At 41.0% G+C, this 24,074-nt stretch carries 18 protein-coding genes; 8 read left to right on the top strand and 10 right to left on the bottom strand.

Annotation, left to right across the window (positions count from 1 at the left end; all coding sequences use genetic code 11):
- Positions 1 to 236: 236 nt before the first annotated feature.
- From HRT96_RS03120 to HRT96_RS03105, 4 genes are all read right to left on the bottom strand, one after another.
- Complete coding sequence (locus HRT96_RS03120; RefSeq protein WP_293152050.1) at positions 237 to 1,706, bottom strand: carbon starvation CstA family protein; 1,470 nt, start codon at positions 1,704 to 1,706, stop codon at positions 237 to 239.
- A gap of 219 nt (positions 1,707 to 1,925) precedes the next feature.
- On the bottom strand, positions 1,926 to 3,863 hold the full coding sequence (gene glgB / locus HRT96_RS03115; RefSeq protein ID WP_293152048.1) for a 1,4-alpha-glucan branching protein GlgB: 1,938 nt from the start codon (positions 3,861 to 3,863) through the stop codon (positions 1,926 to 1,928).
- A gap of 14 nt (positions 3,864 to 3,877) precedes the next feature.
- Positions 3,878 to 6,061 carry a 4-alpha-glucanotransferase gene (gene malQ, locus HRT96_RS03110; RefSeq protein WP_293152045.1) on the bottom strand — a complete coding sequence of 728 codons (2,184 nt, stop codon included), beginning with the start codon at positions 6,059 to 6,061 and terminating at the stop codon, positions 3,878 to 3,880.
- A gap of 17 nt (positions 6,062 to 6,078) precedes the next feature.
- A complete protein-coding gene (locus HRT96_RS03105; RefSeq protein ID WP_293152042.1) occupies positions 6,079 to 8,535 on the bottom strand; it encodes a glycogen/starch/alpha-glucan phosphorylase in 2,457 nt (818 codons plus the stop codon).
- Positions 8,536 to 8,922: 387 nt separating this feature from the next.
- Between HRT96_RS03105 and malT the strand changes: the two genes are divergently transcribed.
- Positions 8,923 to 11,634, top strand: a complete 2,712-nt coding sequence (malT, locus tag HRT96_RS03100) for an HTH-type transcriptional regulator MalT (RefSeq protein WP_293152039.1) — start codon at positions 8,923 to 8,925, stop codon at positions 11,632 to 11,634.
- 112 nt (positions 11,635 to 11,746) lie between these two features.
- Here malT and HRT96_RS03095 read toward each other — a convergent pair whose 3' ends face one another.
- The gene (locus tag HRT96_RS03095; RefSeq protein WP_293152036.1) at positions 11,747 to 12,631 is read right to left on the bottom strand and encodes a LysR family transcriptional regulator; all 885 of its coding nucleotides are present in this window, start codon (positions 12,629 to 12,631) and stop codon (positions 11,747 to 11,749) included.
- A gap of 109 nt (positions 12,632 to 12,740) precedes the next feature.
- Between HRT96_RS03095 and HRT96_RS03090 the strand changes: the two genes are divergently transcribed.
- A complete protein-coding gene (locus HRT96_RS03090) occupies positions 12,741 to 12,956 on the top strand; it encodes a DUF2798 domain-containing protein (protein WP_067040537.1) in 216 nt (71 codons plus the stop codon).
- Positions 12,957 to 13,097: 141 nt separating this feature from the next.
- On the opposite strand, the gene HRT96_RS03085 is transcribed toward HRT96_RS03090, so the two are convergent.
- Positions 13,098 to 13,613 carry a ClbS/DfsB family four-helix bundle protein gene (locus HRT96_RS03085; protein WP_293152033.1) on the bottom strand — a complete coding sequence of 172 codons (516 nt, stop codon included), beginning with the start codon at positions 13,611 to 13,613 and terminating at the stop codon, positions 13,098 to 13,100.
- A 632-nt stretch (positions 13,614 to 14,245) separates the two neighbouring features.
- On the opposite strand from HRT96_RS03085, the gene HRT96_RS03080 reads away from it, so the two are divergent.
- From HRT96_RS03080 to HRT96_RS03070, 3 genes are all read left to right on the top strand, one after another.
- Complete coding sequence (locus HRT96_RS03080) at positions 14,246 to 14,392, top strand: hypothetical protein (protein WP_293152030.1); 147 nt, start codon at positions 14,246 to 14,248, stop codon at positions 14,390 to 14,392.
- 208 nt (positions 14,393 to 14,600) lie between these two features.
- On the top strand, positions 14,601 to 16,295 hold the full coding sequence (locus tag HRT96_RS03075; RefSeq protein ID WP_293152028.1) for a hypothetical protein: 1,695 nt from the start codon (positions 14,601 to 14,603) through the stop codon (positions 16,293 to 16,295).
- A 264-nt stretch (positions 16,296 to 16,559) separates the two neighbouring features.
- Positions 16,560 to 16,796 carry a hypothetical protein gene (locus tag HRT96_RS03070; protein WP_293152025.1) on the top strand — a complete coding sequence of 79 codons (237 nt, stop codon included), beginning with the start codon at positions 16,560 to 16,562 and terminating at the stop codon, positions 16,794 to 16,796.
- A 252-nt stretch (positions 16,797 to 17,048) separates the two neighbouring features.
- Here the strand turns inward: HRT96_RS03070 and HRT96_RS03065 are convergent, their stop codons facing one another.
- Positions 17,049 to 17,492 carry a GNAT family N-acetyltransferase gene (locus HRT96_RS03065; protein ID WP_366051009.1) on the bottom strand — a complete coding sequence of 148 codons (444 nt, stop codon included), beginning with the start codon at positions 17,490 to 17,492 and terminating at the stop codon, positions 17,049 to 17,051.
- 135 nt (positions 17,493 to 17,627) lie between these two features.
- Complete coding sequence (locus HRT96_RS03060) at positions 17,628 to 18,494, bottom strand: GyrI-like domain-containing protein (protein ID WP_293152021.1); 867 nt, start codon at positions 18,492 to 18,494, stop codon at positions 17,628 to 17,630.
- A 510-nt stretch (positions 18,495 to 19,004) separates the two neighbouring features.
- Here HRT96_RS03060 and HRT96_RS03055 point away from each other — a divergent pair.
- Together HRT96_RS03055 and HRT96_RS03050 are read left to right on the top strand one after the other, a co-directional pair.
- The gene (locus HRT96_RS03055) at positions 19,005 to 19,439 is read left to right on the top strand and encodes a tyrosine-type recombinase/integrase (protein WP_293152018.1); all 435 of its coding nucleotides are present in this window, start codon (positions 19,005 to 19,007) and stop codon (positions 19,437 to 19,439) included.
- A 73-nt stretch (positions 19,440 to 19,512) separates the two neighbouring features.
- Positions 19,513 to 20,115, top strand: a complete 603-nt coding sequence (locus HRT96_RS03050; protein ID WP_293152015.1) for a LysR substrate-binding domain-containing protein — start codon at positions 19,513 to 19,515, stop codon at positions 20,113 to 20,115.
- Between the two features lie 207 nt (positions 20,116 to 20,322).
- Here HRT96_RS03050 and HRT96_RS03045 read toward each other — a convergent pair whose 3' ends face one another.
- Together HRT96_RS03045 and HRT96_RS03040 are read right to left on the bottom strand one after the other, a co-directional pair.
- Positions 20,323 to 21,372: an alpha/beta hydrolase gene (locus HRT96_RS03045; protein ID WP_293152012.1), complete on the bottom strand. Its 1,050-nt coding sequence runs from the start codon at positions 21,370 to 21,372 to the stop codon at positions 20,323 to 20,325.
- Between the two features lie 168 nt (positions 21,373 to 21,540).
- Positions 21,541 to 22,443, bottom strand: a complete 903-nt coding sequence (locus HRT96_RS03040; RefSeq protein ID WP_293152009.1) for a LysR family transcriptional regulator — start codon at positions 22,441 to 22,443, stop codon at positions 21,541 to 21,543.
- Positions 22,444 to 22,581: 138 nt separating this feature from the next.
- Here HRT96_RS03040 and HRT96_RS03035 point away from each other — a divergent pair, with 138 nt between their 5' ends.
- Positions 22,582 to 23,952 carry an NAD-dependent succinate-semialdehyde dehydrogenase gene (locus HRT96_RS03035; RefSeq protein ID WP_293152006.1) on the top strand — a complete coding sequence of 457 codons (1,371 nt, stop codon included), beginning with the start codon at positions 22,582 to 22,584 and terminating at the stop codon, positions 23,950 to 23,952.
- Positions 23,953 to 24,074 lie beyond the last annotated feature (122 nt).

Here is a 24,074-nt window from a genome sequence, read left to right as displayed (position 1 = left end):
TTTAAAATTAAGATAACAACAAATTAAGTGTTGAAGAATTGTAACGTCCATTAAGGAAATAAATACTACTTAACAATACGTGTTTTTACTCGAAAACATAGATATATGTATGCATCTTAGTCATATAACGCATTAAACAGCACCACATGGACATTGTAATTTGATATTTTCGTTAGTTTTTTGGGTGATTAAAGCTGCACAATGCAGCCTTTTATCGTGAACCTGTGAACGAATGCTTAGTTATTCATCGTAGGTTTACGTCTCGCGTGCATTAATATTAATCCAACGAGACCAAATACACCAACCGCAATACCCACAGGTTGACTCATCTCTTGTGGTAAACCAAGTCCAATACCAGCAGTCACGATATACGACACCGTGATACAGGTGCCTACAACAGCAGGTAGGCTAACAATCCAGTGGAACGCGCCGCGATCAAACAAATACTTGGTTGCTAGCCACAATACACTGGTAGAAAGTAGCATATTTGAGAATGCAAAATAACGCCAAATTAGTGAGAAATCAATTTTAGTCATGAAGTAAGCAATAACGAGGATTGGTACCGCAACTAATAACCGATTACGCATACTTTGTGGGATTTTAAATGCATCAATAATCGTTAAACGCAAAGAACGGAATGCCGTATCACCCGAGGTGATAGGGAAAATCGCCACTGCAATGATCGCCATAATGCCACCAGCAGCGCCAAGATATGTGGTCGCAACTTGATTAACAACCAAACCAGGACCACCAGCATCAAGGACGCTTTTTAGTTCCACATAACCACCAGGGAATGCCGCGATACCCGCTAATGCCCATACACAAGCAACAATACCTTCACACATCATCGCGCCATAATAAACTGGGCGAACATATTTCTCATTAGTTAAACAACGAGCCATAATCGGAGCTTGCGTGGAATGGAAACCACTGATTGCACCACAAGTAATAGTCACAAATAGTAATGGCCAAACAGGTAATCCATCAGGGTTCGGCTCTAACAAATCATTGTTGTAATGACTGTGATCGAAATACGCGAATATATCACCGATTTCAGGTAACTGTGGCGCATTAAATATTAATGCAATAGCCATCGATAATGTCATTACGATCATTAACAAACCAAAAATTGGATACAATTTAGTAATAATCTTATCAATTGGTAACATGGTTGCTAAGAAATAATAAACTAAGATCACTACTACCCAGAACACATTATTAGCTAAGAATGTATCTTCAAAATAAGATAAATTACTTAACAGACCTGCTGGGCTCATAATAAACACGACACCAACAAAGAATAACAGCATCGCAGTAAAAACGAGCATCACACCTTTAAAGTAGACATTAAAATAATGCCCTGCAATTTCCGGTAAACTTTTACCATCTTCTTTAATACTGAGTACACCAGAATAATAATCATGTACTGCACCACCAATAATATTGCCCAATACAATCCACACCAATGCAATAGGGCCATATAACGCGCCTAAAATAGGGCCAAAAATAGGACCGACACCGGCAATATTAAGAAATTGAATAAGGAAGGCTTTAACGGGGTGAACGGGAACATAATCCACGCCATCTGCAAAGCGAGCTTGGGGTGTTTTTGCTAGCGGGTCGATACCCGCTTGGCGTTCTACAAAGGGACTGTAAAACTTGTAAGCTAGCAGCAAGAGTGCAATACAAATAAAGAAAATCAGCATTTCAAAGGTCATCCATGTTGTGTAATTAATTTTTTTTCCGTTAATGTCATCAACTTACACCCACAACATAAGTAATCAACCCTTCATGGGTATTCCCGTGCACTATGTCGTATTTTTACGCTCAACTAAAAATACCATAAACAATAATTATGTTTACGGTATCCATAAAAAACCAGTACAAGACTGGTTTGATTAATTTATTATAGTTAAAACGAGCACTTATTTGGTTATGTTGTGCCAGCGATAAAACACCGTCGACAGCGGCGGCAGCGTTAAGCGCAGTGAATCAGCTAGTCCCTGACTCTGTACTTTCTCACTATCAGCACTACTCACTACCGGATAATGACTACCCGCATAATACTCAGCATCGGTATTTAATAACAGTTCATAACGACCTGCATTCGGAATACCAAGGCGGAAGTTATCCCTTGGTATCGGCGTAAAATTACTGACCACTAAAATACGTTCGCCACTCTCACTAATACGTTCATGGGCTAACACACTTTCGGTGTTGTTATCTTGTAAGCGCCACTCAAAACCCGCGGGATCACAATCAAGTTGGTACAAGGCTGTTTCACTTTGATACAACTGGTTTAAATCAGCGATGAGCTGTTGCACACCAGCATGTTTAGGATCCTGTAATAACGCCCAATCCAATTGGGCATCATGATCCCATTCGCGTGATTGCGCTATCTCAGCCCCCATAAAGTTGAGCTTCTTACCCGGCTGACCATACATATACCCCATGTAAGCCCGTAAATTAGCAAATTTCTGCCATGTATCACCGGGCATTTTACCCAATAATGAGCCTTTGCCATAAACCACTTCATCATGGGATAAGGCTAATACATAGTTTTCACTAAATGCATAAACTAACGGGAACGTGATGGTATCGTGATGGTATTTACGGTTAATCGGCTCTTCCTGCATGTAGTTTAAGCTATCGTGCATCCAGCCCATGTTCCATTTAAAACCAAAGCCTAAGCCGCCTAAGAAAGTCGGTTTCGATACCCCCGGGTAGGCTGTCGACTCTTCTGCAATCGTCATGGCATTAGGGAAGTGGTTATAAATCTCTTCATTCATCCACTTTAATACCTTGATGGTATCGTAGTTATGATTGCCGCCATCGCAGTTCGGGATCCACTCGCCATCATTACGCGAATAATCCAGATATAACATAGATGCAACAGCATCAACGCGGATACCATCGACATGAAACTGCTCGAACCAATACAAGCTATTCGACACTAAAAATCGCTGTACATGATCTTTACCACAATCATAAATATAACTGTGCCAGTCTTGATGCCAACCACGTTTTGGGTTGGGATCATTAAACAACGGCGTGCCATCGAAATTGGCTAAACCGTGATCATCCGCAGGAAAATGCGCAGGTACCCAATCGATGATGACACCAATACCCGCTTGGTGACACTGATCAACAAAAAACTTAAAGTCATCAGGGTGACCAAAGCGACTGGTCGGTGCAAACAGTCCAATCGGTTGATAACCCCAAGAACCATAGAACGGATGTTCTGAAATTGGCATCAATTCAACATGGGTATAATGCATTTTTTGTAGATACGGGATCAGCTTTGCTGCTAATTGGCGATAATTTAAAAATGCATCATTTTCATCACGCAGCCAAGACCCGACATGCAGTTCATAAAATGATAATGCTTGTTTGTGCTTTTCGGTAACAACACGTTGTTGCCAGCTATCATCTTGCCATTGATAGCTGTCTTGCTGATACACCAAAGAGGCAAATGAAGGGTACTGCTCGGCATGTGCCCCCCATGGATCGGCTTTATGTGGCAGGCTCTTACCATTACTATCCACAATGGCAAACTTATACCGCTCACCGACGTTTAAGTCAGCAATAAATACCCCCCACAAGCCAGCGTCAAATTGGCGCAAAGCATGGTCGTTAGTATTCCAGTCATTAAAGTCACCAATCACGCAGACTTTACTGGCATGCGGGGCAAAAATTAAAAAACGGACACCGACGATTTGTTTGCCTGCATGAGTGAAACTGACGCATTGCGCCCCCATCTCGGTATGCATTAATTTTGGCGTGTGTAATGTTTCCATACTTGGCATCAAGCCTGGATACGCTTCAAGGTTGTGGATCACAGCCACATTAGCAACCAACTTCATTGAAATTCCTTTATTCAATACTCACGGCTGGCTTTCGCGCGGGCCGCAGTCAACTCTGCAGTTAAATAGTTAACGTTCGGGCAGCTGAACATGTCATCCAATGTTACTGATAGTTTACGCCGCCAATTCGGGTATTCATCTACTGTTCCTGGTACGTTAACAGGCTTATCCATGGCTAGCCAGTCTTCGAGCTGTAAACTCAACAAGCTACTTGAGCCTGCCGCTAAATGTAATTGTAAACTGTTACTCAGTGCTTGGTCCATCGGCACATAGTCGGCATTACGACCCACCGATTCCGCCAGTTTACCGTGCCACGATACACTATTGAGGATTGCTTGTTTCGACTTGCAGCGATCATCAAACAAACCATTCAGCTGTGCTTGATCTGGATACAATCCAATCGTTTGACCTAATTTAAGATCTTCACAATGCCAGAAACCACGCAATGTCGGCATATCATGGGTACACAGTGTGGCCATTGATTGCGGTTGATAATGTGCCGGAGAGAAGTAGCCACCATCTTCTGCCGTTTCAAAAAAGAATACTTTGTAAGAATGAATACCTGCGTCACTTAACAAGCTCACGATCTCATCAGGCACGGTGCCAAGATCCTCTCCAATCACCGCGCACTGATGACGCTGACTTTCTAACGCCAAAATAGCTAACATATCCTGCACCGGATAATACATATAAGCGCCAGATGTGGCATTTCCACCTTTTGGTATCCACCACAGACGTAACAGTCCTAATACATGATCGATACGCAAAGCACCACAATGCTGCATGTTGGCACGTAATAGTTGAATAAAGGCATCATAACCCGTGGCTTTTAATTGCGCGGGATTAAGCGGCGGTAAGCCCCAATTCTGTCCTAAAGGCCCTAATACATCAGGTGGCGCGCCAATGCTAACATCTTGACATAAGGTGCCGTCATCAGCCCATACTTCAGCACCACTATCGGCAACGCCAACCGCAAGATCACGATAAATCCCCATATTCATGCCTTGTGCTAAAGCAAACTTTTGCACATCGGCAATCTGCTCATCTGCAATCCACTGCAAGTACATATAGCGCTGAATGGCAGGCTGGTTTTGTTTAATAAAGGTTTGTACTGCATCGCTGTTGATATCACGCAATTCAACAGGGAATACTTGCCAACCCCACACACTTTCATCTTTATCATGTAGCTGTTGATGCAGCGCATCGAAGCTTGCTTGATGCAATAAGCTATTGCCACCTTTCGCCACAAATGCAGCGAAATTTTGTGCTCGCGGGCTGTTTGTCGCTAAATGACGTTGTTGAAACTCGCTAAATAACAACGGTAACACGCTCATTTTTAAACGAGATACTTCACTGTAATCGACCCACTCAGTAGCACGAACAGCATGTAAAGATTGCTGGAACTCATGACTGCCCACACGCTCTTGCGCAGCTGAGCACAAGGCAAATTCAGGTACCGCAGACACATCTATGTATAACAGATTTAACCAGCGACGCGATGACGGGCTGTATGGGCTCGCACCTTCAGGATTAGCTGGAAATAAAGAATGAATTGGATTTAAGCCAACAAAATCACCACCACGTGTGGCAATATCGGCCACCAGCTGTTTCAGGTCGCCAAAATCACCGATACCCCAGTTATGCTCGGTTTTCAGAGTATACAACTGCACACTTGGACCCCAAGACTTGTTGCCTTGTTCAATCGACGGCTGTTTGTAACACGCTTTGGGTGCAACGATAAGTGTCATTTCGTAAGGCGATTTACGACGACGGCGTAATACCTGCAATTTGTGATAACCCAAAGCCAGATCATTGGGTAAAGAAAAAGTAAGCACCCCGCCGTCACCACGCGTATCGGTGACAATTTGCGATTGCAGATAACCCTCAACAACCTCACCTTGTTCCGTTTCTAGCTGCCAGCTAAAATCACTGACTCTGGCACTTAGCCCCAAATTCAGTTCAATATGAATGGGGTCACCTTTTTTAACCACTTTCACCGCGGCTAGAATTGGCGTTTTATGTTTTTTATCCGCCGACGCCAGCAGCGTTTGTTCAGATTCAGTGTCATAACCCAGCGCAGCTAATAGGCGCGTTAACGTATCATCGGAAACCACTTCATTGTTACCCCAAGCATTGGTATAGCTATCAGCGATACCCGCTTGTTTAGCAACTTGTTTCAGCACATTAATTTGTTCCATTTATCCTCCATGAATACTTAACGGCTAACCGCGTTTAGTTGCCAAATGTTGTTAGCATAATCACGAATACTACGATCAGAGCTGAACTTACCATTACGTGCGGTATTTAAAATTGCCATTTTTGCCCAGCCCTGTTGGTCACCATATTGCTTATCAATACGTGCTTGCGCTCGCACATAATCCGCAAAGTCAGCCAGTACCAAGTACGGATCACCGCCTTCTAACAAACTATGACGTGTCGTATTCAGTAACCCTGGTTGACCGGGCGTAAACTCATCACCCGCCAGCAGCTCCAGCGACGCACGCAGTAATCTGTCTGAGTTATAATAATCGTAAGGGTTATAACCTTGCGCCTGCAGTGCTTGCACTTCATCCACATTAAGACCAAAGATAAAGATGTTATCGTCACCGACTTCTTCACGGATCTCAACATTGGCACCATCCATCGTGCCAACAGTCAATGCACCATTCAGTGCCATCTTCATATTACCGGTTCCCGACGCTTCTTTACCCGCCGTTGAGATCTGTTCAGACACATCCGCAGCCGGGATAATTATCTCAGCGAGACTGACTCGATAGTCAGGCATAAATACCACTTTCAAGGTATCACCGATCCGCGGATCATTGTTAATCTTTTCTGCTACCTTGTTAATTGCAAAGATAATTTCTTTAGCTAGCTCATATCCTGGAGCGGCTTTTGAAGCAAAAATAAACACTCTTGGCTGCATGTTGAAATCAGCGTCATTAATTAAACGGTGATACAGCGACAAGATATGTAATAAATTAAGGTGTTGACGTTTATATTCATGCAGACGTTTAATCTGCACATCAAAAATAGCATCAGGATTAAGGGTTATATCCATATGCTCAGCAACCCAATCTGCTAGACGTTGTTTATTGGCTTTTTTAACGCGCATAAAATCTGTTTGAAATTGACGATCATCTGCAAATGCTTCTAACTGTTTTAGTTGGTCTAGATCTTTGATCCAACCACTACCAATTTTACTGCTAATTAAATCGGACAGTAGTGGGTTACAGAACTTCAGCCAGCGACGTGGCGTGACACCATTGGTGACGTTATGTAATCGCCCCGGGAACAACTCATTAAACTCTGGGAATAGATCACGCTTCACAAGGTCAGAATGCATCGCCGCAACACCGTTTACCGCATACGTACTGACAACACATAAATTGGCCATACGCACACGACGCTCGTCGCCTTCTTGGATAATTGACAACTTACGTAATTTCTCAATATCGTTTGGCCACTTGTCTGCTACCAGCCCCATTAGGCGTAAATTAATATCAAAGATGATCTCCATGTGGCGCGGTAATAACGTCTTCATCAACTGCTCACCCCATGTTTCTAATGCTTCAGGTAGTAAGGTATGGTTGGTATAAGCAAATGTTTTTGAGCTGATCGCCCAGGCGTCATCCCAACTTAAGTGATGCTCATCAAGTAAGATGCGTAATAACTCAGGAATGGCAATCGTTGGGTGGGTATCATTAAGTTGAATAGACTCTAACTTAGCTAAATCAGTGATTGCATGACCTGCGGCTTTATGACGACGTAAAATATCCGCAACAGAACAAGCACAGTGGAAGTACTGCTGCATCAAACGCAGTTCTTTGCCTTTGTCATGATTATCATTTGGGTATAATACTTTGGTCAGGTTACCCGCCTGGATATGACTGGCTTGTGCAGCAACATAATTACCTTCGTCAAAATGCTCTAGGCTAAACGGCGCTAGCGCACGACATTCCCATAAACGCAGCGGATACACAGAGTTATTATTATAACCAACAATCGGTAAATCCCACGCCATGCCTTCTACTTGTAAACCCGGCAACCAACGACGTTGATTTAGGCCGTCATTATCTGTGTACTCTTCTACCTTGCCGTAAAAACCAACTTTTTGCGCCAGCTCTGGACGAATCACTTCCCACGGGTAACCCGTTTCATCGCGCCATACATCGGGAGCTTCTTGCTGACGACCGCCATTAAAACTTTGTTTAAACAGGCCATATTCATAATGTAAGCCATAACCTACCGCAGGATATTCTTCCGCTGCCAGTGAATCCATAAAACAAGCGGCCAGACGACCTAAACCACCATTACCTAATGCCGGATCACGCTCTTCTTCTAATAAATCAGTGAGGTTTTGACCAAACTCAGCCATGGCTACTGTCACTTCTTCATACAAACCCATGCTAATGAGGTTATTACCAGTAAGACGACCAATCAGAAACTCTAATGATAAGTAGTTAACGCTGCGGGCATTTTTTATTTTCGGATCTTGCTCTGTCGCCAGTAAATTCATGGTTGTGGTTTCTGCTAGCGCATATTCCATCGCTAAGCGCCACGTGTGAGCATCAGCTTGCGCTGGTAAGGTGACTAATTTTGTTACTAAGTATTTATTAACTGCGGCCTGGAATGCAGTTTTATTAAAGCGTTTATTTACTGTCGATTTCATCTTACATCCTAATCTTTATGCTGTATTCGGTTTTGAGACTAAACCAAAAATTCAATGTGATAAATCTTGCCCTAATCCGTAAACGCCAACATCCTCCTACGCCGACAAATTAAAGGAGGAGTAGCGTAGGCGTAGACGTGTCGACTTCTAGGCTGGCGTGATAGAGTTCGCAGTTTATGGGGGAGGATGTGCGTATTTAAGTGATATGAAGCGTATTATTCGCTTACCTGAATGTAACAAAGTGAAACAAACAACGGGCTTATCACCGTTTTTCCAATCATATTTAGGTATCATTTAGTTTTCACTTAGTTATTGTTTAAATAATAACTAAGCAAAAAGCAGCAAGACGCGACCTCGCCTTTATACTCTGACAAATAAGAACAGCTTATGTGGATTACATCAAAATTAAATCGCCCGACTCGCTTACACAATTCAATTTCCCGCACGCGGATTTTAGGTCATCTCCAAGATGCGGCGTTTAATAAATTAGTGTTATTTCGGTCACCCGCAGGTTATGGCAAAACCACCATGGCAGCGCAATGGCTCAAAGACCACAGCCAGGTAGGTTGGTTTAATATCGATGAAACCGATAACGATACGTTTCGCTTTGTGAACTATTTTATTCAAGCGATTAACAAAGTCACCGAGCAAGCCTGTATCAATTCGCAAGCACTGGCCGAGCGTCGCCAATATAGCTCGTTACCCAATTTATTTAGTGAGTTGTTTGCCGAATTAGCTAACTATCAAAGTGAATTTTATCTGGTGTTAGATGACTATCACTGTATTAATAATGACGAGATCCATGAAGGGTTACGTTTCTTTCTTAAATACATGCCAGCGAACTGCACGTTAGTCGTCACCAGCCGTACTTTACCGCCACTCAATACCGCTAACTTACGTATTCGTGATCTACTTATTGAACTCGACAGTGAATTGTTAGCGTTTGATGACCAAGAAATAGCGCAATTTTTTGAACAGCGCATTGGCTGTAGTATGAGCGATGCCGAGATCCAAACATTACAACAAAAAATCGAAGGCTGGCCATCGGCATTACAATTAATCGCCTTGCAAGTAAAACAGAAAAAGCACAGTGTCGCAGAATCGACAGAGTGGATCTCACAGATCAAGCAATCTCATCTTTGGGATTATTTGGCCGAAGAAGTGTTTGATTTGTTAGATAAACCATTACAAGTATTTTTAATGCAATGCTCGGTGTTTACCATTTTCAATACCAGCTTGATCACCGAGTTTTTTGATAATGAAGCAGCCAATAATTTATTAGAATCATTAGATAAACACGGGTTATTCTTGCATTCACTCGAAGGTGAACAACACTGGTATCGATTCCACAATCTGTTTGCTGATTTTTTGAAACACCAACGCCATACCAAGCTTGCGCAGTCGAGTAAGCAATTACACAAAGATGCTGCGCGCGCTTGGTTAAAACATGATAATCCCCAACAAGCCTTGTTCCATGCCCAACGAGCCAAAGACAATACGTTAACCGCCGATATCTTATTAGCACATGGCTGGCGCATGTTTAATCAGGGTGAACTAGCCAATTTAGAAACCACTATTAGTCTGTTGCAACCTGATACCTTATACCAAAACCCTCACCTACCGTTATTACGCGCTTGGTTAGCCCAAAGCCAACACAGTTATGATCAAGTTGGTGATTTACTGGCGCAAGCATTAATCGAATTAAAACAGCGTAATATCGAGTTAACCTTAGCCGAGCAAGGTGAGTTTAATGCCCTGCGTGCGCAAGTAGCAATTAACCAAAACAATCCAGAACTGGCCTTACAACTGGCTGAAAATGCCTTAGAACAGTTAGATCCCGGTAATTATCGCAGTCGAATTGTCGCCACGTCGGTTATTGGTGAAGTGAACCATGTACTCGGTCATTTAGACCGTGCACTGGCCATGATGCAACAAGCTGAACGCATGGCGCGTCAATACCATGTTTACCCACAAGCACTTTGGGCCCTGCTACAACAAAGTGAGATATTGATTGCCCAAGGTCATATTCAATCGGCGTTCGAATTACTCGACAGTGCCGACCAACTGGCGGATAAACAGCACTTACAACAGCTGCCGTTATATGAGTTTTTACAACGGATCCGCAGCCAGATCTATTGGCGTTGGAATCACCTGGATCTTGCCGAGGAATTCGCCCATAAAGGCTTAAATGTACTGCCGGAATATTGCCAATCTAAATATTTACAATCGTATGCCATCTTAGCGCGGGTACATATTGCCCGTGGCGAACTGGATAAAGCCGGTCGTTATATAGATCTGTGTGGAGAGCTTATCGAGCAATCAGATTATCATGCCGACTGGGTAGCCAATGCTAACTTTTCGCAATTGTTATACTGGCAAGCGAAAGGCAACAATACGGCGATTGAACACTGGTTAGCACAAAGCCAACCGGTGGCAGATAATGCCTGTAATCACTTTACCCAGAGTCACGGGCGAAATCTGGCGCGGGCTTATATATTGACAGAAAACTATACGCAGGCACTGCAGATCTTAACCCATTTACAACAAGCAGCGACAAGCCATCAACTGGTCTTCGAACAGCAAAAAAATGCCACGCTGGAAGCCGTACTCTACGGCCAATCAGGTGAGCAAGCCCAAGCATTAGACAAGTTAAAAACCGCACTGACATTGGCCAATACCACCAGCTCAATTTGTGATTTTTTAATTGACGCCAAAGTGATTGCTGAATTGCTTAACAGCTTATTAAAACAAGGCGATATGGCGGAGTTAGAACGTTATCGTGCTGAAAAGCTACTTGCTGAAATGTCGATAAAACGTCACAACCGCGCGATTTATTTTGATAAAGACTTTGTGCATAAACTGTTGAACAACCAAGATATACCAGAGTTAATTCGTACCAGCCCCCTGACCCACCGAGAATGGCAAGTACTGGGCTTAATTTACTCGCGCTACAGCAATGAACAGATCTCGATAGAGTTAGATGTCGCATCAACAACCATCAAAACCCATATTCGTAATCTGTATCAAAAGTTGAATATTGCTAATCGTAGAGAGGCGATTGAAACCGCAGAGAACTTATTAAAGATGATTGGCTATTAATCACAACTCACTTATATGCTAGCGGTTAATACCGTTAGCATTCTATGGTAATCGGACTATTTTTATATTTTACAGGCTAACGACACCCAGTAACGCCGACCATAAGCCCATATTAGAAATCAACGTTCTGTTTCAAGTAATCAATTAACTTCGAGGCTCTGGAACTCAATAGCTGTCGTCTATACCAAACGGCATAAACATCTCTATTTGCACCTTGCCAATTTGGTAAAACCCGAACCAATTGCTGACTTTTAAGTTCATCTTTTATCTCAGTTGATGGTAGCAACGTGATGCCTAACCCACTCATTGAAAACTGCTTTGCAATCTGTAGATCGTTAACCACTATTCTTCTTTTTCTAGGTTTGAAGACTATTCGATTGTTCGTGTTAGCACATTCAAATAGCGCCCATGAAGCAGTCAAAGGGTTGCTAAAAATGATGTCTGCGTCTTCAAGATCTTGAAGCTGTTCTAGCATGCCTTGGGATTCTATATACAAAGGACTCGCAACAAGCATAGTTTCTATTTTACCCAACTTAATCGAGGTAAGATCTGAATCTTTTTGTTTACCTACTCGAATAGCAAAATCAGCATTGGAAGAATAGAATTCGGTAAGGGTATTACTTAATTCCAACTCCAAATCTATTGCAGGGTTTTGATGTAAATAACAAGACATATATCTTTGTAAGCAACTTGCAACCAAATTGGTTGGAGCAAGTACTTTTATGTGGCCTTTATCTCCTGATATATCGTTTTGAATTTCATTGATAATCGAATCAACCGAGTTTACATGGAAGTATGCGCTGTCAAAAAGTTTATGCCCTTCTCTGGTCATTTCAAAATTGTGACTACTTCTATTCAATAGCTTACAACCAAACTCAACTTCTAATGCTTTTATACGTCTACTCACGGTAGATGACGGGATTTTCAAACTTTCACTTGCTGATTTTAGGCTACCAGCTTCCACAACCGCTATAAATAACGAAATATCATCAAACATACTCAATTCCATATATGGGTTTCATGAACCCAAATTAAGGTCTAGATATCATTATCGCTACAAAATATAGTACTTGTCATCAATCATTAACATCTTCGAGGTATTTAGTATGAAACAACGTATTTTGTTTACTGTAATAATGTCATTTTTCCTTTCTTCATTAATGACATTGTGGGTCACCTATATCAATCTAGGGAATACACCAGAATTTTTAAACATGTGGGGAACTGCATTTTTGTTAGCGTGGCCTGCTGCAGGTGTTATTTCATTTATTGTTTCACCTTTAGCACAACGTATTACACATAGAGTTTTAGGATTGGGCTAGAAAGAATGTGGACAAAGTGAAGGTCTAACTTCTGCCATTTCACATTAGCACTGAGATCACAAATCCAAATCACTGTACCACTCAATTCAACACCCTAATAGGTGTCGGCTGCGCGACACCTATTCTTATTATGTGAACTGCTTAATTGATTCCATTAACCTTTTTAAAACGTCTTACTTTTGTTCTCATATTTTTCATCGGTGATGACGTATTAAATTGGATCATGCGCCCTAACGTCCACTGTTCATACCAAAACGTTTCATAAAGAGTATCATTATCAAGTGTATTAATTAGCACTAAGATTTCTTCAGTTGTTGATTTAAACTCAAGCTGTAAATCAACAAAATCCCAATATTTATAATAAGATTGAAAGCTTTGAGCTAACTCACCTAATTGATTCCATTTATAGCCGGTTTCAGGAAAGTTTACAGGCTTTCCCTCTGACTTTAGCCTATACCATTTAAGAACAAGTTTGCCCCACCCAATTAAATACGAAAGAGTATCGCAAACACTGACATCTGTGTTTTTAACGTTACCCTCAATCCCCAATTCCCGAGATAAGTCAGATGGAATTGATTGATAATCAATTGATAACTTAGATGAAATAGAACGAATAGCTTCAACTAACTCACCTTTATTTTGTGGGACTGAGGACATTTTAGGCTCCATTCACATAGACATAATGACTCCCACAAGGTGCTAGCCTCCAACTTCGTGGGTTAGTTTTTAAAACCAGAGCCATAATATATTCATCACAAATATAAAATGGAGACTAGCCTGAGTAAACATAACATAGTTTTTATTGAGGTCGCTTATATTGAAGATGTACGGGTCGTCAAACCAATTCACTTAGGTAACAATCCATAAACTACACAATCAGTTACAAAGTTGGTGCGTCGGTTCGAATCAAAATACCCACATGCAACGCTACACTTCGTTTATAAAGCCAGCCAATTCTGAACATAATGGGTTAATGACTTAAACCGAACTGAGACTAATCACCCTAAACCATACCTAGCACCAAATTCAGTGTAATGCACCGTTATTTGTTTAATATCAACATATTAAACGAATAAAATCTGAGCGCACACCAGTCCCCCAACCAACCTAACAGGTCACAAAAAAACAAAAATGTAACATGTGAGTTTTTATACTGCATCATTATGTGACATGAGTCTAAAAAAACATTCAATAAGTGCGATAACATTCAAATTAAATAACATTAGGTTAACATTATTAATTGTCAATACCAGTTACTTTGTCACAACATATAATGCTTGGAGGATCAGGTGCACACTATATTTACGCTACTAATATCTGCATTTAGTTTTAACAGTTTTGCCCTCGATAGCACTTATTTACAAAGTTATGGTGTGAAAGACAGTTTCGAATCAAGTTATGCCGACAGAACAAAACAAGGGGCTGACCCTTTCTGATTTTCTGACAACCCAATATTCAAGCAATTAATGGTCGATAAAAACAGCGTAACTTCAACGATGTTCATATCTTTGGGTTCGGATGTGGAATTTGTGCAAGAAAAACGTCATTACTCATATTGTGCTGCGCAATACCAAATTAATACTCAAGTTAGGGTCAAATCTGAACCCCTATAAATTTAATAAATGAACACGAAGGATTTACTATATGTTTAATAAAGGCTTTACAGTTTTAGCTTTAACTATTTTATTTTCAACTGTCGCTGTTGCAGCTAGTTACATACCGACAATTGCAACTAGTCATATACCGCCTGCTGTCGATATAGTCACAAGCACAACTCATCACTTTAATTTTAGCGATAAAAAAGAAGTATCTGCGGTTTTTTCGGTAAAACCTAAGGGATTAACATTATTATCCGCTGTTGTTCAGAGTGAGTCAGTGGACGACCCTGGTCAAGTTAAAGAGTACAGACTTGATAATATGACATTTTCTATCGCTGATGATGAATATGTCTTTAAGAATACAACACCACAAAAAGTGAGTCAGATCACGGTAAATTATAATGATGGTATAACGAATGATAACGTTGCGTTATTAAGATTTGATACCGTTGTTGAACCCTTTAGCTCGGTTGTATTTGAACTACCAGGGTTAGCACTCAGCAATATTAGTCATAATGACCAGATGAAGCTATTTTTACCTCAAGTCATCTTTCCACCCAAGGATAAGTCTTGTGATAGGGTGCCAAGATATTGTTACCTACCACCTAATCCAAAACAAAAAACAATATATAATACACACATAGTGATGTTGCACAATGCATTGAATACCGTCGCATTTCCCCCATTTATAACAAGAATAATAAATACTTATTGCCCGTTTTTTAAGGAGTGTAAAAAGTATGGTACTCAACCCTTGTCATATGCATCACGTAATATGCTTGCATTAGGCGCTGAGGGTCATACGTTTAACATACGGGTATTGGCGGGCGATTATTTTTCAGCTGGCAGAGGTGGTGGTGATAGACCTTGGATTAATAATAAAAAAGCAGCGAACACCTCAGGTAAAGCGGCTGTTTATAAAGGTTATATTACAGAAGGTTCATGGAATTATAGACCCTATCATCAAAGAACCTATAATACGTTCTTTCATGAAACAAATCATGCTTTTGGTTTTTCCCATGATTCAGCAATGACTTATGGATTCGGTGTTCCGTATAGCCAAGTCTTTATTACTGAAAATTTTTCAGAAATAGACCGAACAACGATCGGTGAAGTAAACGTACCGTCTGTATTTGTGACAACTGAGCTTAACGCAAAAAATGAAATGACATTGGCATTTTATTATTTACCTGATGAAAAGGAATATGAACAAGTTTCACTTACGATGTTGGGACAATCACTTAATAGCGGTAGTGTTGTTTATAAACTCGATCGTAATAACAAGCCTGTTGATAATACCTTAGTGTTGCATTTTGATACATTACCCACTGCAACGACATATATTCGTACCCATAATACCGATACAAAATATTTATCGACCATCAAACTCTCTCCAAGTGAGTTAGTGCCTGTTGTTACCTATAATATAGAAGGCAATGACTATGGTATTCTCGACGATAAAGAGTTACTTAATAAAGATTATAATGGTAGACAGATCCGAAATCTTTGTACAAATATGGATGGGTTACTTGCAACGAAAGATGAATATCAACGTCTTTGGAACGATTTAAAAGAGAATGATAAATTGAATCTATTACAGGAACGCGTATTTTTATCGAGAGATGAACCATCGAATAATACAATATGGAAATTAGAGTTTAATGACGATGCAATGTTAGCAAGTCAGCATGCTATAAATGATAAACTAGGCACTGATAAGTCGCTGGTTTGTGTTAAATAATAATTGACCTATTGCGTATTTTAATAACGATGTTACGTGAAATCTAAATAAGACTGTAGTTCGCTACGTAAACCTAGCGAACTAATTAATTCAATATCCATTCAACTATTCTACGCTATACGCTATATTGTCATAAAGAGTAACAATGGGAATGGCGGTAAAGATAGATTAGTTCCGCTGCCAAAACGTACGCTACATGCTCTGCGTTGCCACTGGCAAACCCACCATCACGCGCGACTTATTTCCCCTGGACTCGGTAATGGCATGAATTCGCCGATGGATAAAGGCGGCATTCAAAAAGCCATCAAACAAGTATTGCGTGATTATGGATGTTCACACGGTAATGCCAAGCGGTTACGTGTGCGTATCCAAGCAATATTGCCGCATCTGTTCAATTGGAAAATACCATTACTCGCCGCAACAACATCAAGCAAAGCAATCCGCATTTGTCCTTGCTGTCAGCATGAAATGAAGTGCGTTGGTATCACGCGAACGACCTAGCCGAAAGGCTAAACATAATAAGGATAATGGTGTTAACACTTAAGATTGGAGATGCGATAGTTATGGTGAAAATAGGTTAATTCATTGATAAATAACAGCCCTGTTATTTATCTCAATTTCGCTCGTCTTGGATTTAGCCCCAAGGCAACGTACCCACCAAGATCAAACTCGTAATTTACTATATAAAGAAGGGCTTGGGCTTGTCCAACACTCGAATAAGGTGCCGGCTGCGCGACACCTTATTCTTATATGTTAGAGCGACTTATCAAAGTACAGTACATTACGTTTATTTTCTTTTTCAGTAGTAAATAATTGATAACCTAATTTTTTATAAACATGAATTGCTCTGTAATTATTATCATAAACATCTAGCCAAATACGTTTAATACCCATGATAGAAATACAATATTCTTCTAGTTTGGCTAGGGCACGCTGTCCAATACCTAAGCTCTCTTTACTAATTAGTATGCGCTTAAGTTGTATTGATTTTTTTTGTGCGCTTTTTACTAGAATGAAATAACCTAAAATAATATTCGATGAATTGATAATACATAGATAGGTAGTATTTATCTCTGTAAATTCACTTTCATAATCAGCCATAGACTTTACATTAAGGAACGGCTTTGAATGATCTTGGCTCCCGAATTCGGATATTATTGCTAGGTCCTCTATTTCGGTCTCTCTAAGCTCGATCAATTTAACACCTCATTTCGCATGGCGCTCTAACGCCCCTATAAGCTGTGAGCAATGCTGGCGCAATTTGTTGCGCCTTTTATTTTGCAACCAATGTGACAGCGTTGCGAATCTGATTTTATGGGCTTGTTATGTGCGTTACTTAATTGGCAAATAAATATCTGTAATTACTTCATTTTCTGAAGATTCAGGAAAGAAGCAAACCCTTTCTAAGAATATTGGAAAGTCTCTCAATTCATAATGCGACTCTTCAAGCCATTTAGAATAAAGAAAATTTATCAGCACACTAAGGTAATCATCACTACCAATATGACGAATAACAGCACACCTTCCTTTAGGAATAACTTTGTTAACAATACCTCCAGGACTCTCTTCTACTTCGCTCTCAATAGAACAGCAAAGATCTAACCTATATTCATCTGGAGCGGTAATATTTGGATCATCATATAATAAATTGAATGTTTTACTCTTGCTAGGTGGAAAACGATTTTCTTTTCTCCATTCAATAAACTTCTTTATAGTATTACCAAGTAAATCTGGCGCCCCTCTGTGCTCCATTGTAGCGACCAGTGTTTCAGGAAATACTACGATTTCTACGTTTATATTAACTTTATCAGTCATGATCTTTGTCCTCAGTTTCAGAATTGGTTCATATTTAGAATGCCAAGGAGTCCAATCAGGAGCCAGACTAAAGCCAGATGGACTTTGATTGAATATTTTTTTGAAAGCCCTACAAAACCCTTCATGACTTTCATAACCGCATGCCAGTGCAACATCAACAACCTTTGTTTCACTTCGATAAGCTAGTTGATATGCAGCCCTTTTAAGCCGAAGTAATTTAACAAGTGACATCACCGACATACCAAAGAAGGCTGAGCACTGTCTGTGAAAGTGATACTTTGACAGATATGCTAATTGGCAAAGTTTTTCAATATCAAGATCTGTATCAAGGTTAGCTTCCACATAACTAAATACTTCCATAAATCTGTTTTGATATTTTATCATTTCAATACTCCCCTTCTCCTCAGCCACTAGATAATAATACCTATCAATTTAATTATCTTGACCAAAGTTGCTGAATACTGAAAGCATATAACACCCTAATAATGGGCAAATTGCAGTTGGTTAAAATAAGCGACGAAGGAGCAAAAACCAACTGTAATTTGTCCTGTTAATTAGCTTGTTGAACGAAGCCGCTGCGCGGCGGAGTAATTAACCCACCAGTCATACTTAGCAATAGCATCACCATTAGGGTGGTGACATTGGAAAATTCAGTATGAACATCTCACACCAGCAACGATTTAATTATCTTTATGAACAACACCTTATCAATTTAAGGCTACAAGGTAAACGCACTCATGGAGTACCGTTAAAATAGACCGTAATGGCTTGCAATTTGTCTACTGCTATACGCTATATTGTCATAAAGAGTAACAATGGGAATGGCTCAGTATCGTCAAACCTCCACAAGTTAAACGTCTGCCCGATATCTTGACCCCAGCGCAAATAAGTAAAATGATAAGTGCGACGAAGAAACAGCGCTATCAAGTGTTCTTTCTCACCCTATACAGCATGGGGCTGCGATTAAGCGAAGGCTTAAACCTAACTATTCACGATATTGATAGCCAAACCATGCAGGTTCATATCCGTGAAGCGAAAGGCGGTAAAGATAGATTAGTACCGCTGCCAAAACGTACGCTACATGCTCTGCGTTGCCACTGGCAAACCCACCATCACGCGCGATTTATTTTCCCTGGACTCGGTAATGGCATGAATTCGCCGATGGATAAAGGCGGATTGGATTTACGCTCACTGCAAGTGTTACTCGGTCATGCCAGCCTCAATACTACCGCTAGATATACTCAACTCACGCAATTGAAACAACGTGATGCGGCTGTTGCCATTAATCAGCTTGCTGACAAGTTAGCGTTAGATTGGAGTTTGAAATGAGTGCCGTCATTGCCAACATGATGACAGCTTGCCACTTTCCTGCGGCCATCGACATTCTGGCTCATCTTGCAACATGTGCTTCCCAAAGGATTACACCCAATTCAGTTTATTACCCAAGTTTATAAGTCATATTAGCAAGGTAGCGCCCAACATTCGGATCACAGTGACACCGTCTGAAGATAAAGTTCCGACGGCAAAGCTGCTCAGTGGCGAACTCGATTTTGTGCTGGGTTTTAGTCATGAAATTGAGAAATCATCCACCATAGAACGCCAAACGTGGCTACAGGACAGTTATTGCACCATAGCGAGAAAGAATCATCCGCAACTAACAGATGGCTTAACATTAGATAAGTTTTTGAGTCTATCGCACGTTAGAGTATCCCCTTGGGGTGAAAAACAGGGTATTGTTGATAGGCAGTTAGCAAAGCAAGGGCTTAACCGTCATGTTGCTTTGCAATTACCCAGTGTTATGGCAGCACCCTATACCATAGAAAACTCAGATTACCTGCTAACGTTTCCACGTCTAATTGCAGAACATGTCGCCAAAATGATCGACATTGACATCTACACTCCACCGATTCCCATACCTGACTATCAACTTAATGTATATTGGCACAAGCTAAACAATTGCAAAGCAAGCCACCAATGGTTAAGCCAACTTATTAGTCAGCTATAGCATGAGTTGCATAGGATTTTGTATTCACCGAAATGCCGCATGTTGTGGTACTTTTTCATAAACAAATCGATGACAAAACGATAAGTTCACAGCGACTGAGTTATTGTACTAACCGAGATAAACCGCTTAGCTTGTGGCCAAAAAAGCCATCGGCCAACTGTTATTTAAACGTAGTCAGTCACGATGGCGTTGTCGTTCAGGTACTAATTAGCGTAGTGTTTTTGAGAAAAACTCATCAAGCTTAGTAACCGCTTGGTTTACGTATTTTTCTTGGTCATAAAGGTCGAAGTGTTGCGCACCGTCAATTTTAAATAGTTGTGCATCTTTACCAGCTTCAACACCGCGCTTTACAGCAACTTCACTAAAGTAAGCTGAAAGAGCTTCTGTACCAACAATAGCTAGAAATGGCGTGTCACCAATTAATTTCATATTTTCTGATGGGTTATAGGCATAACGAGTATCTAATGACATCGCAGCGCGAAGTGGCGTGTAGTTCACCGCTGCCGCACCACGCTCAGGGTTACGGTAATAGTCAGCTGCTCGAACCCAAAACTCGTTCATTGTTTTCGCCTTTTCAGCTGACGGAATACCATCAACTAAAACAACTTCACCTGTTTCATAGTATTTTTGACGTGCATCGCTCGCCATTTTAATTTGCTGACGGTATTGCTCAATTGGGTCACCAGTCAGTTGATCCATGTACTGCGTTGCACCACCCATGCCGTAATCAGTAAAGTCAACAAAACCACTTACTATTGCCACTGAATCTAAACGAGTGTCTTGTGTTGCCACTTGTATACTGTAACCCGCGCCAGAACAAATACCGAGTTCACCCACTCGCTCTGGATTTACACCCGGGAAGTTACTTAAGAAAGTGATGGCATTCTTGATGTCTTCAACTTTCATTGGCGCATTTTCCATACCGCGAGGGTAACCACCACTTTCACCATATGTGCGGTGGTCGAATGCTAAGGTAATGTAACCTTCCTTCGCCATTTTCTCGGCATAGATACCAGCAGTCTGCTCTTTAACACCGCTTGCAGGTGTAATAACAACAATCGCAGGATAGCTCTTATTTGCATCGTAATGAGGAGGTAAGAATACGTTACCTGCTACACGTACATTTTCACTTAAAAAAGATACTTTGTTTTGACCTTGTTGATATTCAGCACCTAGGAAAGTATCTGCCATTACAGGGGTTGCGCTAAGCATCGCTGCTGCCACTAAAGATAGGCTAATTGATTTTAACTTTTTCATTTTATTCTCCATTAAATTTAGACCGTTTTGAAAACAAGACTAATTATATGGAGAAGTTCATTGTTGATATATGGGTAGTAATGCAAATCTGTGTTGACTATAGCTCAACAATAAATTTAAGTGTGAGTATTCAATGTGTGCTACTTAGGACAAACCTTATGAAGTTGATCAATATAAGTCGGCTTCAAAGCGCTGCTTGATAAAGTCGATAAATGTTCTAAGACGCTTAGGTTGATACTTATCTCTATGATATACGGCTGAGAATAAAACGGAGGGTATATGCCATTGAGGTAGTATCTCGACTAGTTTTTCATCACGTATCGCATCACTACAATACATGCGAGGTACTCGGATGATACCGTTCCCTATTAGCGCATTGATAATAAGTGCATGGCCGTTCTTTGTCACTAAATGCCCTTCGACGGTAACATCGAGCTTTTCATTTTGATCTTCAACAGATTGGAAGCTCCAACGTTTAACAGAACCAGTAAGACATCGATGCTCACTCAGCTCTTTAGGATGCTCAGGGCTGCCGTATTGCTTAATATAGTTTGGGCTTGCCAGAGTGATGATCTTTATATCCATTAATTTCTTGGCAATAAAACCAGAGTCTTCCAACGGCCCCATGCGAAAAGCAATATCAAAATCGTCTTGGATCAAATCTATCCTGTTGCTACTAAAGTCTAGGTGAATTTGGATTTGTGGGTACTCGAGCATAAAGTCAGCAACGTACTGAGATATGATGCTTTCACCAATGTAGCCGCCCACACAGTTAATCCTGATTAATCCACGCACCTCTTCGGTATCATCTACCGCTGTTATCAACGCTTGATCTATCCGATTAATGGCTTGTTCGCACTCTTGATAAAAACGCTCACCAGCTTGGGTTAACTTCAAACTACGGGTGGTGCGTGTAAGCAGTGTCACTCCCATTTGTTTCTCAAGTGAACTGGTTTGCCGGGACACATGAGATCGAGAAACTGACAGGGCTTCAGCGGCTTTAGTGAAATTACCTAATTTAGCAATAAGAACAAAGGAGCGAATATCCGCTAGATTGACGTTGTTTATCATTGATGATCCTCTAGTTTCATTTGTCGTCATACTGCAACAGTAAATCAACTATAACGCTATATATCAACAAAAGAGCTTGTTTTATTATAATCGCATTGAAATACATCGTGAATATCAAACACATTTGGAGAATATAACATGGCAATTCAAACGCTAAATCCTTACACCAACGAACTTGAAAAATCTTTTGATACTATCTCTGACGTAGAGATTAAACTTGCGATCAATGGCTCTCATTCTGCGTTTCTAGATTGGCGAAATACCGCTGTCGAGCAACGGGCTCAATTGTTACTAAACGTTGCTGATTTACTGGAAAAAAATGCAAGTCACTATGCAGCACTAATGACCAAAGAAATGGGTAAACTGTTTCGTGAAGGCATTGAGTGGGAAATCCCTAACTGTGTAGATATGTGCCGCTACTATGCCCAACATGCTGCTGAGTTCTTAAAACCTCAAGCAATCGAGCATGTACAAGCTGGCCAAGCACATATTGAGAGCTTACCTATGGGGGTTATTTTCGGGATCATGCCGTGGAACTTCCCATTCTATCAAGTAATTCGCTTTGCGGTTCCAAACCTGATGGCCGGTAATACAGTGCTATTTAAACACGCATCTAATGTCCCACAGTGTGCCATTGCACTTGCTGAACTCTTTGAAGAAGCAGGTTTTCCAAAAGGTGTGATCACCAACCTATTAATGTCAGCATCTCAGTCTGAGCTGGTTATTAGCGATAAACGTGTTCAAGGTGTATCACTGACAGGCAGTGAACGCGCAGGCTCTGCGGTAGCGGCACTAGCAGGTAAATACCTTAAGAAAGTCGTGATGGAATTAGGTGGTAACGACCCATTTATTGTTCTGGCTGATGCCGATGTTGAGAAAGCGGCAGACATCGCTTTAATTGCTAAAATGTTCAATTCTGGCGAGGTATGTACCGGGGCTAAGCGATTTATCATTGCTGAAGAAGTTTACGATGAATTTATGTCATTATTTACTCAGAAAATGGCGTCGATGACAGCCGGCGATCCAATGGATATGACCACAGAGTACGCACCGCTTGTTAGTGAAAAAGAGTGCCAATCATTACTCGAACAGGTTCAAAATGCGATAACAGAAGGTGCAACGTTAGTGCTTGGTGGAGAGCGTGAGCCATTAGTGGGCGCATGGCTGAAACCGACAATACTGACTGACGTTACTGAAGAGATGAGCATCTTTGATCGTGAGCTGTTTGGGCCGATTGCTGTTGTCTACAAAGTTGCCTCTGAAGAAGAAGCTATCGCGCTAGCAAACAACAGCTCTTACGGGCTGAGCTCTGCAATCATCTCTCGTGATGAAGACAAAGCCCGCGCTATCGCTTCACAACTCGAAAGCGGCGTGTCATTTATCAATAGCCACACTATTTCAGAGCCTTGCTTACCGTTTGGTGGCGTGAAGAATTCTGGGTTTGGGCGAGAGCTAGGTCGAGCGGGAATGGATGAGTTTGTAAATAAAAAACTTGTCCGTACCCTTTAATTCTACATTGAAGACGCCTTATTGGTCATGCCGATAATTGAAGGCAATATGATCGGTTGACAGATCCTTTTGAGATGTCAAATCCAAGTGTATTTACCGCACTTGGATTTTTTATGGATGTT

The sequence above is a fragment of the Moritella sp. genome (genome assembly GCF_013215705.1).
Lineage (GTDB): Bacteria > Pseudomonadota > Gammaproteobacteria > Enterobacterales > Moritellaceae > Moritella.
This window is presented reverse-complemented; position numbering and strand designations above follow the sequence as displayed.